This is a genomic window from Georhizobium sp. MAB10 (assembly GCF_045012825.1).
GTDB lineage: Bacteria > Pseudomonadota > Alphaproteobacteria > Rhizobiales > Rhizobiaceae > Georhizobium > Georhizobium profundi.
The window spans coordinates 3,707,855-3,722,132 of sequence record NZ_CP118314.1 but is presented as its reverse complement, the minus strand read 5'-3'; the positions used below and the strand labels follow the sequence as shown (position 1 = coordinate 3,722,132).

The window sequence follows — 14,278 nt, the reverse complement described above, 5'->3', positions numbered from 1 at the left end:
ACCGCGATGAAAAAGTCTCTCGCGACATCGACGACAGTCCACGTAGTGTTGCTGAGCTGGGGCCTCTTGTCCTTGAGCGGCCCCGAGCGCTTGGACGCGGGCATCATGGAGACGTTGCCGGTCGACATCGTGCCGATCTCCGAGCTGACCCAGATCCAGCAGGGCGAGCGCACCGCGCCAATCGCGGAAACCTCTGCGCCTGAGCCGGTCGAGACGGACGCACCCGAGCCGGACGCGCAGAACGTCGGCAACAACACTGTCGATCTCGACAGCGCCCCGACGCCGCAGGCCCGGCCCGAGACGGTCGAAGAGGCGGCAGCGCCTGCGCCGACACCGGAGCCTGTGCCTCAGCCGGAGCCAGTACCGGAACCCGAGCCCGAGCCGGAACCTGTAGAATCCCCCGAAGCCCCGCCGCCGCCCGAACCCGAAGCGCCGGAGCCCGAACCTGAAATCGCCGCTCTGCCCGAGCCGGCCGAAGCCGAAGCCCCGGAAGCCGAGCCGCTGCCGGAAGCTCCGGAGGCTGCTGCCCCCGCCGAGCCTGAAGTCGCGGCACTGCCCGAAAACATTCCGACGCCCATGTCGCGGCCCGAACCGCCGCGGCCACAGGTCGCCCAACAACCCGAGCCCGCCGAACGGCCTCAGGAAACGCCGCCTCAGCAGCCGCAGCAGGCCCAGCAGGAAACGACCGAGCGCGAAAGCGAATTCGACGCCGACCAGATCGCTGCCCTGCTGAACCAGCAGGCACCATCCGGCGGTGGCCAGCGTCAGGCCGAAAATCAGCAGGCAGCCCTCGGTGGCCAGCAGACGACCGGCGGCGAATCGCTGTCGCAGAGCGAGCTCGATGCCTTGCGCGGCCAGATCCAGCGGTGCTGGAACGTCGTGCCGGGCATGGCCGACGCGACCGATGTCCGCATCCGGGTGGGCATGCGGCTTGCGCCGGACGGCACTATTCAGGGGCAGCCGAGCGTGTCGGCAAGCGGTGGATCCGACATGGCGCAGCGCACGCTGTCCGGCAGCGCACTGCGCGCCGTGCTCCGCTGCGCGCCCTATTCGCTTCCGGCGGAAAAATACGAGACCTGGTCCGAAGTGGTCGTGAATTTCGATCCGAGCCAGATGTTCTGAGCTTTGAAAGGCTGAATGCGCATGAACACCATCTCATTGCCGCAAGGTGCAACGTTTCTCCGATCGTTCCTCTATACGCTCGCCGTACTCGTTGCGGTGATCGTCCCTGCAAGGGCGCAGGTCGAGATCGACATCAATCAGGGCAACATCGAGCCGCTGCCGATCGCGGTGACGCGTTTCCAGTCGACCGACGACCTCGGCCAGCAGGTGGCTGACGTCGTCACGGCCGATCTGCGCCGTTCGGGCCTGTTCAACCCGGTCAACCCGTCGGCTTTCATTCAGCAGATCACCGATCCGAACGCGACGCCGCGTTTTGAGGATTGGCGCGTAATCGGCGCGGACGCGATGGTCACGGGCGCGGTATCGCGCGAGCCGGATGGTCGCCTGAAAGCAGAGTTTCGTCTGTGGGATACGGTCGCCGGTCAGCAACTGGTGGGCGAGCAATTCTTCACGCAGCCGGAGAACTGGCGCCGTGTTGCACACATCATCGCCGATGCGATCTATGAGCGCCTGACGGGCGAGCAGGGCTATTTCGATACCCGCGTCGTCTTCGTCTCCGAAAGCGGTCCGAAGGATTCCCGCCAGAAGCGCCTCGCCATCATGGACCAGGACGGGGCGAATGTGCGCTTCCTAACCCAGGGCAACGAGCTTGTGCTGACGCCACGCTTCTCGCCGAGCCGCCAGGAAATCACCTACATGTCGTTCGAGGGCGGTCAGCCCCGCGTCTACCTGCTGCAACTGGAAACGGGTCAGCGCGAGATCGTCGGCAATTTCCCCGGCATGACGTTCTCGCCGCGCTTCTCGCCCGATGGTCAGCGCGTCATCATGAGCCTGCAGCAGGACGGCAACGCCAACATCTATGCGATGGACCTGCGCTCACGCCAGACGACACGGCTGACCTCGACGACCGCAATCGACACCTCGCCCTCCTATTCTCCGGACGGCAACCGCGTCGTGTTCGAGTCCGATCGCGGCGGTCGCCAGCAGCTTTACGTGATGAACGCCGATGGCTCCAACCAGCAGCGCATCTCGTTCGGTGATGGCTCCTATTCGACCCCGGTCTGGTCGCCGCGCGGTGATCTGATCGCCTTCACCAAGCAGTCGGGCGGCCGGTTCTCGATCGGCGTCATGCGTCCAGACGGCTCCGGCGAACGGATCTTGACATCAGGCTTCCATAACGAAGGTCCGACCTGGGCCCCCAATGGCCGCGTGCTCATGTTCTTCCGTCAGCCAGCCGGTTCTGGTGGCCCGCAACTCTATTCGATCGACCTGACGGGGTACAACGAACAGCCTGTCCAGACGCCGAACTACGGCTCGGATCCGGCCTGGTCGCCGCTGCTCGAAGGCTGAGGCAAAACGGGTGAGGCGGCATGATTTTGCCGCCTTCCCGCCGCATTGAGCCCCTAGCTGGAAACTGGGGCGGCAAACAGCGAATCACCGGACCGGTAATGGTCCGTTAACCAGCTCCATAGTAACCACATTTAGGGTTTTCGGTCATAATTCGGAAACCATGGAGACCTTCAAGGAGATCGGCCATGCGCCGTTTGGAATCGTTCGCTCGCTCGCCCGGCGCAATCGCTCTCGTCGCCATGCTGGTCCTTTCCGGCTGTGCATCCCGCAACAACATGCCCAACAGCTCTGCTGACCTCGGCCTTGGCGGCCCCGGTGGTGCAGGTGGCATTGGTGGCGTGGGCGGCGTCGCATCGCCAGGCTCGACCCAGGACTTCACAGTCAATGTCGGCGACCGCATCTTCTTCGAGACCGACTCGTCATCCATCACCCAGCAGGCCGGGCAGACGCTCGATCGCCAGGCGCAGTGGCTGGCACAGTATTCGAACTATTCGATCACGGTCGAAGGTCACGCCGACGAACGCGGAACGCGCGAGTACAACCTTGCGCTCGGCGCCCGCCGTGCCGCTGCCGCTCGCGACTATCTCGCTTCCCGCGGCGTACCGGCGAACCGTATCCAGACGATTTCCTACGGCAAGGAACGCCCGGTCGCGGTCTGCGACGACATTTCCTGCTGGTCCCAGAACCGCCGTGCGGTAACGGTGCTCGGCGGCGCCGGCAGCTAAGCGACGCTCCAGTCAAGTCGTTTCAGTCGGGCGGCCATTTCGGCCGCCCGATTTATTTGTGTTTCAAACTTTGGCCGAACTCTGCTTGCAATGCTGTGCGCCGGTTATACAAGGTGTTGGTCTCTCTCGACCAACGCGGCCCACAAAGCGGATTGACTGACAATGGCTGTCGTATCTCGTATTTCATTTCTGCGTGCTTCCGTCGTCGCGCTGACGGCGGTGATGGCGGCGTCCGCAGCACAGGCCGGACCGCTCGATTTTCTGATGCGGCCCGCGCCACCTGCACCTGTTGGAACCGCACCCGGCATGGACGGCGCACAGATCGTCCAGGTGCAGGGCGCTGACGCTCAGTACCAGATCGGTCAGCTCCAGGAAGAGATCCGCCGCCTGAACGGCCGCATCGAAGAGCTTGGCTTCCAGATGCTGCAGATCCAGGAGCAGATGCGCCAGGTGCAGGAAGACAACGAGTTCCGGTTCCAGGCGCTCGAGGGCGGGGCGCCGTCGGGCGACGCGACCCGGACCAACAGCATCACGAATGGAACGGGCGCATCGAGCAACGACGGTGCTTCTGCCGATCTTCCAGGCATCCAGCCGGATGTCGCCGCGGCGCCGACTCCGCCGACACAGCCGCCATCGCCGGTCGCGCCTGGTGAAACGCAGCTGGGCTCCTTGACCTTCGACGAGCAGGGCAATCTGTCCCGCACGCTCGACACGGCCACGAGCGGCAGCAATGCCGCCGGCACCGGGCAGATGGCATCGCTGTCGCTCGATGATCCCGATGCGCTCTACCGCGATGCATACAACCTCGTTCTCGCCGGCGATTACGCGGACGCCGAAGCGGCATTCCGCGACTATATCGATATTTTTCCGGATGGTGGACAGATCGCCGACGCGCATTTCTGGCTGGGCGAAAGCCAGTTCTCGCAGGGTAGCTTCAGCGATTCCGCGCGCACGTTTCTCAATGCGCACCAGACCTTTCCCCAGGCGGACAAGGCTCCGGAAATGCTGCTGAAGCTCGGCATGTCGCTGGCCGCGCTCGACAACCGGGACACGGCTTGTGCGACGTATCGCGAAGTGCTGTCGCGCTATCCGGATGCTCCGGCGACGGTCAAAGACAAAGTGACGCGCGAGCAGTCCAACGCCAGTTGCTGATGGCGGAGCGCGGCCCCGCACCTGAACTTGCCGCTGCGCATTGCCTCGAAAATTTGATCGAACCATCGCGCCCGCTGCTCTTGGCCGTTTCCGGCGGCAGCGATTCCATGGCGATGCTCCTCGCCTTTCACCGGACGGTGACGCGCGCGCATCCCAAGGTTTATATCTCAGCGGCCACGGTCGATCACGGCCTGCGTGCCGAAGCCGCAGATGAAGCTGCAACGGTCGCTGCATTTTGCGCAAGCCTGGGCATCGGTCATCGCATCCTGCCCTGGATCGGCGAAAAACCGTCAAGCGGCATCCAAGCCGCGGCGCGCCTGGCCCGCTACCATCTGCTTGCAGATGAATCAGGGCGCATCGGTGCGGGCGCAGTGTTGACGGCCCACACGCTCGACGACCAGTTCGAGACCATTCAGATGCGCGCCGCCCGACAAGGCGATACCCATGCATTCGGATCCGCCGGCATGGCACCACAGATGCTGTTCGAGAAGAAAACCTGGGTCGTCCGCCCGTTCCTGAACTGTCGGCGCGCGGACCTCCGGAATTATCTCAAGGCGCAGGGCGTGGACTGGATCGACGATCCAAGCAATGCAGACCACCGCTATGAACGCGTGCGGCAACGGAGCAAGGCACCGCTCAACAATACCGATGTGGGGGAGTTTCTGCGTCGGACCGAGACTGCCGCAACCATGCGCGGCGATCGCGCCGAGCTGGTTGCCGCTGCGATCGAGGCCCATGCCAGCCAGTGGCGCTGCGCCTTGTTCGTCATGCGTGACGACGGCACATTGAGCCGATCCCTATTCGCCGAGGTCGTGGCTGAACTAATCGCGCTCGCCGGTGGGCTTGTCTATCCTATTGCCGGCCCGAAGATAGTGAAGCTTCGGACATTTCTGGATGAGGCCAAACCGGGCAGCCGACTGGCGCTGGGCCGATGCATCGTCATGCGTCGCGCGGGCAATGTTCTCATCTGGCGCGAGGATCGGGGTTTTGCCGATCTGATCGTTGAGCCGCGGAGCGTCGGGTTGTGGGACGGGAGGTTTCGCGTCGAAAATCCAACAGACCGCCCAGTCCTGATCACCCGGATGGCGCCCATGACTGACAGCGAGGATTTGGACGTTCCCGATGCCGCGACGGCTTCCATCGCGGCAGCAGCCCGTTCAGCCCTGCCAAGGGCGCTCTTTACGTCGCCCGAACTTAGCGAGAGCCGGGGCAATGAGCCGGGCATCCAGCCAATTCCGGTGATCGCGCGCTACGACACCTTTCTGCCGGTATTCGAGCGGACAATTGGTCGTTCGCTGACGCGATTGCTGGGGTTGGAGCTTTATCCGGCGCCACCGCTTGGCACTGTGAAGCTTGATCGAATGATGCGACAATAGCCGCCTTGGCAAGGGGCTGCGCCAAACCTATGTTAGCTCTCGACGAGCAGTTCGATTGACCGGCGAGCCAATGCCGCCCTGGGGAGTTCAATGAACCCAAATTTCCGCAACTTCGCCCTATGGGCGATCATCGCGCTTTTGCTGATCGCGCTTTTCAACATGTTCCAGGAACCGACGGAACGGGCGAACGCGCGCGACATCAGCTACTCGCAGTTTCTGCAGGATGTGGACTCCGGCCGTATTCGTGAAGTGACGATCATGGGCGAGCGCATTTCGGGCGTCTATACCGAGAATGGCAGCGCTTTCCAGACCTACTCTCCGGGCGATACCGGGATGGTCCAGCGTCTCGAAAATGCAAATGTTGCCATCACGGCGCGCCCTGAAGTCGACAGCTCCAATACCCTTTTCGGTTATCTGATCTCCTGGCTGCCTATCCTGCTCATCCTCGGCGTTTGGATTTTCTTCATGCGCCAGATGCAGGGTGGCTCGCGCGGCGCGATGGGCTTCGGCAAGTCCAAGGCCAAGCTTCTCACCGAAGCGCATGGCCGCGTGACGTTCGAAGACGTCGCCGGCGTTGACGAAGCCAAGGAAGATCTCGAGGAAATCGTCGAATTCCTGCGCGACCCGCAGAAGTTCCAGCGCCTTGGCGGCCGCATTCCGCGTGGCGTGCTGCTTGTCGGCCCGCCCGGAACCGGCAAGACGCTTCTCGCCCGTTCGGTCGCCGGGGAAGCGAATGTGCCGTTCTTCACGATTTCCGGTTCGGACTTCGTCGAAATGTTCGTCGGCGTGGGCGCAAGCCGCGTGCGGGACATGTTCGAGCAAGCCAAGAAGAACGCGCCTTGCATCATCTTCATCGACGAAATCGACGCTGTCGGCCGCCACCGTGGCGCAGGCCTTGGCGGCGGCAATGACGAGCGCGAACAGACGCTCAACCAGCTGCTCGTCGAAATGGACGGCTTCGAGGCGAATGAGGGCATCATTCTCATCGCGGCGACGAACCGTCCCGACGTTCTCGATCCTGCCCTAATGCGTCCGGGCCGTTTCGACCGCCAGGTCGTTGTTCCGAACCCCGATGTTGCCGGTCGTGAGCGCATCCTGAAGGTCCATGTGCGCAACGTGCCGCTTGCACCGAACGTCGACCTGCGCACCCTCGCACGTGGCACACCGGGCTTCTCCGGTGCCGACCTGATGAACCTCGTGAACGAAGCTGCCTTGATGGCTGCCCGCCGTAACAAGCGGCTGGTCACCATGGCCGAGTTCGAGGATGCCAAGGACAAAGTCATGATGGGTGCGGAGCGCCGCTCCAACGCCATGACGCAGGAAGAAAAGAAGCTGACCGCCTACCACGAGGCCGGCCACGCGATCGTTGCCATGCAGGTGCCCGTCGCCGATCCGGTCCACAAGGCCACCATCGTACCTCGCGGCCGCGCGCTCGGCATGGTGATGCAGCTGCCGGAAGGCGACCGCTACTCCATGAGCTACAAGTGGATGGTCTCGCGCCTTGCCATCATGATGGGCGGACGTGTTGCCGAGGAAATCACCTTCGGCAAAGAGAACATCACCTCCGGCGCGTCATCCGACATCGAGCAGGCCACCAAGCTTGCCCGCGCGATGGTCACGCAATGGGGCTTCTCCGACAAGCTTGGCCACGTCGCCTATGGCGAAAACCAGCAGGAAGTCTTCCTCGGCCACTCGGTTTCGCAGCAGAAGAACGTGTCGGAATCGACCGCACAGACGATCGACAGCGAGATCCGCCGTCTGATCGACGCGGCCTACACCGAGGCAAAGGACATTCTGACGAACAGCCACGAAGCGTTCGTCGCTATCGCCGAGGGTCTGCTGGAATACGAAACGCTGACGGGCGAAGAGATCAAGGCGATCATCCGCGGCGAAAAGCCGGCACGCGATATCGGCGACGACACACCGCCCACCCGCGGCTCGTCGGTTCCCAAGGCCGGCCCGAAAAAAGAGCCGAAGACGGGTGGTGAGCCCGAGGGCGGCCTGGAGCCGCAGCCGCAATAACGGCGCTCGCTGCCCGCACTTCTTTTACCACAACTGTGGAAAGGCCGCCCTCACGGGCGGCCTTTTGACTTCAATCAACCTATTATGACCACAACTGCGCATAATCTGATGCGAAGAGCGCCGCTCAGCCGGCTTCTCGGGGATGGCAAAGCAGTAGTCTAGAAAAAGCGGGACATTCATGACGCGTCGTTACTTTGGCACCGATGGCATCAGGGGCACCTCCAACACCGGCAACATGACACCCGACATCGCGATGCGCGTCGGTTTGGCTGTCGGCACGCTGTTTCGCCGTGGCGACCACCGCCATCGTGTCGTTATCGGCAAAGACACGCGACTGTCGGGCTACATGCTGGAAAACGCACTGGTGGCGGGCTTCACGGCCGCCGGGCTCGATGTCTTCCTGCTGGGCCCGATCCCGACGCCCGCCGTTGCGATGCTCACGCGCTCGATGCGCTGCGACATCGGCGTGATGATCTCCGCCTCGCATAATCCCTATCAGGACAACGGCATCAAGCTCTTCGGCCCGGACGGGTACAAGCTGTCCGACGATGTCGAGGCGACGATCGAAAGCCTGATCGACGACGACATGGCGAAGCTGCTGGCACCAGCCGACAAGATCGGACGGGCCAAGCGCGTCGATGGCGACATCTATCGCTACATCGAGTTCGTGAAGCGCACATTGCCGCGCGACGTGACCTTGAACGGGTTGCGCATTGCGATCGACTGCGCCAACGGCGCTGCCTACAAGGTGGCACCGGCAGCACTCTGGGAACTGGGCGCCGAAGTCGTTCCGCTCGGCGTCGAACCCAATGGCCGCAACATCAATCTCGATTGCGGGTCGACAAGCCCGGTGGCGCTCGCCAAGAAAGTTCACGAAGTTCGTGCCGATATCGGCATTGCGCTCGATGGTGACGCAGACCGCGTGCTGATCGTCGACGAGAACGGCACGGTGGTGGATGGCGACCAGCTGATGGCCGTGATCGCCGAATCCTGGGCAGCCGATGAGCGACTCGTCGGCGGCGGCGTCGTTGCCACCGTCATGTCGAACCTCGGCCTGGAGCGCTTCCTCGGTGACAAGGGCCTGTCGCTCCAGCGCACCAAGGTGGGGGACCGCTACGTGGTCGAGCATATGCGCAGCCACAATTTCAATGTCGGCGGCGAGCAGTCCGGCCATATCGTGCTGTCCGATTTCGCAACCACCGGCGATGGCCTCGTCGCCGCGCTGCAGGTGCTGGCCTGCGTCAAGCGCATGAACAAGCCGGTGAGCGAAGTCTGCCGTCGCTTCGAGCCCGTCCCGCAATTGCTGCGGAACGTACGTGTCACCGGCGGGAAGCCGCTCGAGGACAAGTCCGTCCAGGAGGCGATCGCCGATGCCACGGCGGCGCTCGACAATTCCGGCCGGCTCGTCATCCGTGCGTCCGGCACCGAACCCCTGATCCGGGTGATGGCGGAAGGCGACGACCGCGCTCAGATCGAAAAGATCGTCGATGATCTCGTCGGGGTCATCGCAGGTGTGCGGCAGGCCGCCTAACTTCTTAACGATCAATCAAGCATCGAATTGCCCAAGGCCCTCGATCCATTCCAGGTCGGGGGCCTTGTCTTTGTCATGGTGAGAAAACTGATAATAATCCTGGTAAACAGACGTGGTTAAATCCAATTTAACCATTCGAATTCATGATCCATTCCGAGACAGCGACCGGCCGCGCCGGTTTATTTGTGAAGGATGGATAAAATGCTGCGATGGGCAACGGCGACCGCGGTCGTAACTTTGTTTGCCGGCGTCAGCCTGCCTGCGCAGGCGGCCGATATCTATGTTCCGCCGGTCTATGAACCGGCTCCCAAGATCGAACTCGGCGGGTTCTACCTCAAGGGTTATCTGGGAATGAGCAACCAGCGCGTTGGCTCGCTCTACAACGTGCTCTTCGATACGACCGCCGATCTCGTCATCCGCGACAAGAACTTCGAAGCCGGTGTACTGGGTGGCGGCGGCGTCGGGTATGCCGTCAACAACTGGCTGCGTCTCGACGCAACGGCCGAATATCGCGGCGAGGCAGGCTTCCATGGCCTCGATACCTTCACCGACGCTGGAGGTAATGCCCGGTTCAACAACTACACAGCCAAGAAGTCGGAGTGGCTGTTCCTCGCCAACCTCTACGCCGATCTCGGCAACTTCAACGGCATCGTGCCCTACGTCGGCGCGGGTATCGGTGCTTCGCGCAACTCGATCCACTCCTTCCGCGACGCTGGCATCGACCCGGCAACAGGTTCGCCCACGCTCGCCTACGCCGATTCCGACAGCAAGTGGGACCTTGCCTGGGCGCTGCACGCCGGTGTCGGCTATGAAGTCACCGACCAACTGACGGTCGATTTCGGCTATTCCTATGTCCATCTGGGCGATGGCCAGAGCGGCGACATCACGACCTTCGATGGCACGAACAACATCGTCAACCCGATGGAATTCCGCGACATCAGCTCGCATGACTTCAAGGTCGGCGTCCGTTACGCATTCCACTGATCCGATCCACTGCTGTCAGGGCAGGGCACAATCAAACCCCGTCTCGCACCGAGGCGGGGTTTTTGCTGTCCGCTCACAAGCCCTGGCGGTTAAAAAACATGCTTAATGAACATGCTTAACCGGGACTTAACCACTCTCCACTCATGATTGCACCATCAAGCCCGAGACCGGCAAAGGCCACCGGCTTTCCTGTGAGCGGCTATTTTGAGAGGCAATCCATGGTCAAGCACATCATCTCTTCTCTGGTCGTATCCGCAGCGGTGATCGCTGGTTTTTCCGGTACGAGCGCGGCAGCCGATCTGGACAGGATCATCTATTCCCCGGAAATCGATCGCACCCGCCCTGTCGAAATCGGCAACGGCTGGTACTTGCGTGGCGACATCGGCTATGCGGTTGACGATGAGACCGGCAATGGCGATTTCGACAGTTTCCGCATGAAGTCAGAAGTATCCGGCGGGTTGGGCGTCGGGTATCAGTGGACCGATCTCATCCGCACCGATCTGACGGCGGACTACATGAAGGGTGATGCCGAAGGTGTGGTGGCCGGTGGCTTCTGCAACGTCCCTCAGCCCTGCGGCTACGATGCCTTTGCGCTGCTGGCCAACGCCTATGTTGACCTCGGCACAATCGCCGGCTTCACGCCTTACGTCGGCGCCGGCGCCGGCTACACCTATGCTGGCTTCGACGACGTGGACGTTGGCCTTGCCCGCTTCGGCGGCGGAGACGACTGGCGCTTCACCTACGCCCTGATGGCCGGCGTGTCCTACGACGTCTCGAAAAGCCTGAAGGTCGATTTCGGCTATCGCTATATGGATGTCGATGGGGGCGCCGTGGTCGATACGCTTGCGGGGACCCTCGACGACGATGGGTTCACACGTCACGAAGTTCGCGCAGGTCTGCGCTACTCTCTCTGGTAGCCGGACCCACGCATTAAACAGAAAGGCGGCGAGGATACCTCAGCCGCCTTTTTTATTGGCCTGGTGGGCCAGGTAACGCTTACTTGCCGAAAAGAATTCCAGTGCCGCCCGTGTCGACGATACGTCCACGGTTCGTACTGCTGCGCTGCCGCGCTTCTGCCTGCTCTTGGCGGATCTCGAGCTCCGTCTTGACGGGGGCAACACGATATTCGGTGTAGCCGGCATAGCCGCCACCGCTGCTGCAGCCGGCTGCAAGACCTGTCAGAACGATGAGCCCGGCGAGCCGGGGTAAGAATGATGGCCGCATATGGCTGCTCCCTGTGCTTCTCACCGCGCTTTTTGCGCGTTCGTTGCCTGCAAGGCAAGGTGTCTCGCCGCGCGTTTCCTCTCAGAGCGATCACGGGAATGTTTTCGCAGGCGCTGTCACACAGCGTTCACAAAATCGGCTCTTACGAATCGGTCCTCAGCGAACCAAATGTACCCCAACAGCGACAGGCGCCTGCGCGTGCTCGGCTGTCAAAAACAAGAAAATTCCAAGGACCATTCTTATGAAAAACTCTGTGTTTGCGGTTGTCGCCGCCTTGCTGGCAGCCGCGCTGTCGCATCAGTCAGCATCGGCCCAAGGCCTTCTCTGCGCCCCTCGCGGTACATTTGCCGACAATCACGCGAGCTATGCCGCGCCGACGCGAATGGAAGCCGACTACGGCAATTTTAACGATGCGCCGCGCTTCTATCAGACGTCCGGTGCGGTCGGCCGCTGATCTGCGCACAACGTGCTCTCAAAAAAGTTTCAAAGGAAAGTCGTCACACAGCGTTCACAGTTTGCGCACTGACAATCTTCCCCGAGGCGCACCAAGTTACAGTCATGGAGCAGGGCAGAAGCTTGAAGCGCTCTGTCACACTCACTGTTCAAAGAAGAAGAATAGAAAGGCGAATGAAATGAAAAACTCTGTGTTTGCACTTGCCGCAGCCGTTATCGCAGCTTCCGCATCGGTCGCCGTTGCTCAGACTCCAATTTCGGATTTCCGCGGACCTGTTGCAGCTGATGCAACGAGCTATTCGGCCGGCCCGAGCGTCGACGGTTCCTACAGCGCCTTCAGCGATGAAAACCGTTTCAACGATTTCTCTGGTCCTGTCGTCCGTCAGTAAGACGCTCGCTCAGACGACCATCCTCGGCGGAGGGCGGTGAACCGTCCTCCGGCCGAGCGACAACAACGTAAGAAAAAAGGAAAACGATCATGAAAAATTCTGTGTTTGCACTTGCCGCCGCCATCATCGCAACGACCGCAACGGTTGCTGCCGCTCAGACCCCGATTTCTGAATTCCGCGGCCCGCTCGCCAACGATTACACCACCTCTTCGGGCGCCATCGGCATGGATGCTCCTGCCTCGATCATGTCCGATGAAGGTCGTTTCAACGATTTCTCCGGCCCTGTCGTTCGCCAGTAATCGCCCAATCCCGCTCATGGCCGCGATGGGTTGAGCAACTCCCCGTCGCCGGCTTCGCGCTAGAACAATCGCAGGAATATGACCATGAAGAACTCAGCACTCGTACTTGCAGCCGCCATCGTCGCCACCACAGCTTCGGTTGCCGCCGCGCAGTCGTCGATCTCCGATTTCCGCGGCCCGGTTGCCCCCGACTACAATGCCTCTTCCGGCGTCGTGACGATGAACGCACCGGCAAGCTATGCAACGGATGAAGCCCGTTTCAACGACTTCTCCGGTCCGGTCGTCCGCCAGTAATCAATGGCGTCCGCATACGTCTGACTTCCAAAGGCCGTCGCTCTCCCTGGAGCGGCGGCTTTTCTTTTTAGCGGCCTCTTGCAGAGTGATGCGCTCTGCAGTAATTCCCGTCGCGGGCCACCTCTCCCCACCGAGAGGCTTACTATCTGGAAGGATAGACCGCGATGAGCACTTTTCCGACGCCCGAGTTGCGTCCGCAAAACCCCAATTTTTCCTCAGGCCCTTGCGCCAAGCGCCCCGGATGGTCGCTGGACCAGTTGTCCACGGACACGCTCGGCCGCTCCCACCGTTCCAAGATCGGCAAGACGCGCCTCGCCGAGGCGATCGACCTGACGCGCGAAGTGCTGCAGGTGCCGGCCGATTACCGCATCGGCATCGTTCCGGCCTCCGATACGGGCGCTGTCGAAATGGCCATGTGGTCGTTGCTCGGCGAGCGCGGTGTCGACATGGTCGCCTGGGAAAGCTTCGGCGCCGGCTGGGTGACGGATGCCGTCAAGCAGCTGAGGATCGCCGACACCCGCAAGATCGAAGCTGCCTATGGCGAGCTGCCGGATCTGGCGTCCATCGATTTCGATCGCGACGTCGTGTTCACCTGGAACGGCACGACCTCCGGCGTACGCGTGCCGAACGCCGATTTCATCCCCGCCGACCGCCAGGGCCTGACGATCTGCGACGCGACCTCCGCGGCATTCGCCCAGAAGCTCGATTTCGCGAAGCTGGATGTCGTCACCTTCTCCTGGCAGAAGGTTCTGGGCGGCGAGGGCGGTCATGGTGTCCTGATCCTCAGCCCCCGCGCTGTCGCACGGCTCGAGAGCTACCAGCCCACCTGGCCGCTGCCGAAGATCTTCCGCATGACGAAGGGCGGCAAGCTCATCGAAGGCATCTTCAAGGGTGAAACGATCAACACCCCGTCGATGCTCTGCGTCGAGGATTATGTCGATGCGCTGAAATGGGCGAAGTCTCTCGATGGTCTCGATTCGCTTGTGGCGCGCGCCGACGCCAACGCCAAGGTGATCTTCGATTTCGTCGCCAAGACCCCGTGGATCGCAAACCTGGCCAAGGTCGACGAGACCCGGTCGAACACCTCCGTCTGCCTGACGATCGCCGACCCGGATGTCACCGCGCTCTCCGACGACGACCAGGCTGCCTTCGCAAAGGGCATCGTCACCGCTCTCGACAAGCAGGGCGTTGCCTATGACATCGGCGCGTATCGCGATGCGCCGGCCGGTCTTCGCATCTGGTGCGGCGCGACCGTCGAGACGTCCGATCTCGAAGCGCTGATGCCGTGGCTCGACTGGGCTTTCCAGGCTCAGAAGGCGACGCTCAAGGCTGCCGCCTGATCGCTTGATCGATACGG

The 14,278-nt window shown here is 62.0% G+C and carries 15 protein-coding genes; 14 read left to right on the top strand and 1 reads right to left on the bottom strand.

All coding sequences use genetic code 11. The features are described from left to right. The first annotated feature begins 6 nt into the window (after positions 1 to 6). The 9 genes from PU133_RS17850 to PU133_RS17810 all read left to right on the top strand — a co-directional run bounded on the left by PU133_RS17850 (position 7) and on the right by PU133_RS17810 (position 11,179). Positions 7 to 1,122 carry a hypothetical protein gene (locus tag PU133_RS17850; protein ID WP_404862775.1) on the top strand — a complete coding sequence of 372 codons (1,116 nt, stop codon included), beginning with the start codon at positions 7 to 9 and terminating at the stop codon, positions 1,120 to 1,122. A 21-nt stretch (positions 1,123 to 1,143) separates the two neighbouring features. Further along, entirely contained in the window at positions 1,144 to 2,472 is a 1,329-nt protein-coding gene (gene tolB, locus PU133_RS17845; protein WP_126011754.1) for a Tol-Pal system beta propeller repeat protein TolB, read from the top strand. A gap of 185 nt (positions 2,473 to 2,657) precedes the next feature. Continuing rightward, positions 2,658 to 3,197, top strand: a complete 540-nt coding sequence (gene pal / locus PU133_RS17840; protein WP_404862774.1) for a peptidoglycan-associated lipoprotein Pal — start codon at positions 2,658 to 2,660, stop codon at positions 3,195 to 3,197. A gap of 162 nt (positions 3,198 to 3,359) precedes the next feature. Beyond that, positions 3,360 to 4,349 (top strand): tol-pal system protein YbgF, encoded by a 990-nt coding sequence (gene ybgF / locus PU133_RS17835; protein ID WP_404862773.1) that lies wholly within the window; start codon positions 3,360 to 3,362, stop codon positions 4,347 to 4,349. A 107-nt stretch (positions 4,350 to 4,456) separates the two neighbouring features. Continuing rightward, positions 4,457 to 5,725 (top strand): tRNA lysidine(34) synthetase TilS, encoded by a 1,269-nt coding sequence (tilS, locus tag PU133_RS17830; protein ID WP_404862772.1) that lies wholly within the window; start codon positions 4,457 to 4,459, stop codon positions 5,723 to 5,725. Positions 5,726 to 5,815: 90 nt separating this feature from the next. Further along, on the top strand, positions 5,816 to 7,747 hold the full coding sequence (gene ftsH / locus PU133_RS17825) for an ATP-dependent zinc metalloprotease FtsH (RefSeq protein ID WP_404862771.1): 1,932 nt from the start codon (positions 5,816 to 5,818) through the stop codon (positions 7,745 to 7,747). Positions 7,748 to 7,925: 178 nt separating this feature from the next. Beyond that, a complete protein-coding gene (glmM, locus tag PU133_RS17820) occupies positions 7,926 to 9,278 on the top strand; it encodes a phosphoglucosamine mutase (protein ID WP_404862770.1) in 1,353 nt (450 codons plus the stop codon). A gap of 201 nt (positions 9,279 to 9,479) precedes the next feature. Next, positions 9,480 to 10,262: an outer membrane protein gene (locus PU133_RS17815; protein ID WP_404862769.1), complete on the top strand. Its 783-nt coding sequence runs from the start codon at positions 9,480 to 9,482 to the stop codon at positions 10,260 to 10,262. 218 nt (positions 10,263 to 10,480) lie between these two features. Continuing rightward, positions 10,481 to 11,179: an outer membrane protein gene (locus PU133_RS17810; RefSeq protein ID WP_404862768.1), complete on the top strand. Its 699-nt coding sequence runs from the start codon at positions 10,481 to 10,483 to the stop codon at positions 11,177 to 11,179. A gap of 79 nt (positions 11,180 to 11,258) precedes the next feature. On the opposite strand, the gene PU133_RS17805 is transcribed toward PU133_RS17810, so the two are convergent. Beyond that, the gene (locus tag PU133_RS17805) at positions 11,259 to 11,486 is read right to left on the bottom strand and encodes a hypothetical protein (RefSeq protein ID WP_126011738.1); all 228 of its coding nucleotides are present in this window, start codon (positions 11,484 to 11,486) and stop codon (positions 11,259 to 11,261) included. 241 nt (positions 11,487 to 11,727) lie between these two features. Here PU133_RS17805 and PU133_RS17800 point away from each other — a divergent pair, with 241 nt between their 5' ends. From PU133_RS17800 to PU133_RS17780, 5 genes are all read left to right on the top strand, one after another. Next, positions 11,728 to 11,940: a hypothetical protein gene (locus tag PU133_RS17800; protein ID WP_404862767.1), complete on the top strand. Its 213-nt coding sequence runs from the start codon at positions 11,728 to 11,730 to the stop codon at positions 11,938 to 11,940. A gap of 178 nt (positions 11,941 to 12,118) precedes the next feature. After that, positions 12,119 to 12,328, top strand: coding sequence for a hypothetical protein (locus PU133_RS17795; protein WP_404862766.1), 210 nt, complete (start codon positions 12,119 to 12,121; stop codon positions 12,326 to 12,328). An 89-nt stretch (positions 12,329 to 12,417) separates the two neighbouring features. Continuing rightward, a complete protein-coding gene (locus PU133_RS17790; RefSeq protein WP_126011732.1) occupies positions 12,418 to 12,627 on the top strand; it encodes a hypothetical protein in 210 nt (69 codons plus the stop codon). Positions 12,628 to 12,711: 84 nt separating this feature from the next. After that, complete coding sequence (locus tag PU133_RS17785) at positions 12,712 to 12,921, top strand: hypothetical protein (RefSeq protein ID WP_404862765.1); 210 nt, start codon at positions 12,712 to 12,714, stop codon at positions 12,919 to 12,921. Positions 12,922 to 13,085: 164 nt separating this feature from the next. Beyond that, positions 13,086 to 14,261, top strand: coding sequence for a phosphoserine transaminase (locus tag PU133_RS17780; RefSeq protein WP_404862764.1), 1,176 nt, complete (start codon positions 13,086 to 13,088; stop codon positions 14,259 to 14,261). The last annotated feature ends 17 nt before the right edge of the window (positions 14,262 to 14,278 follow it).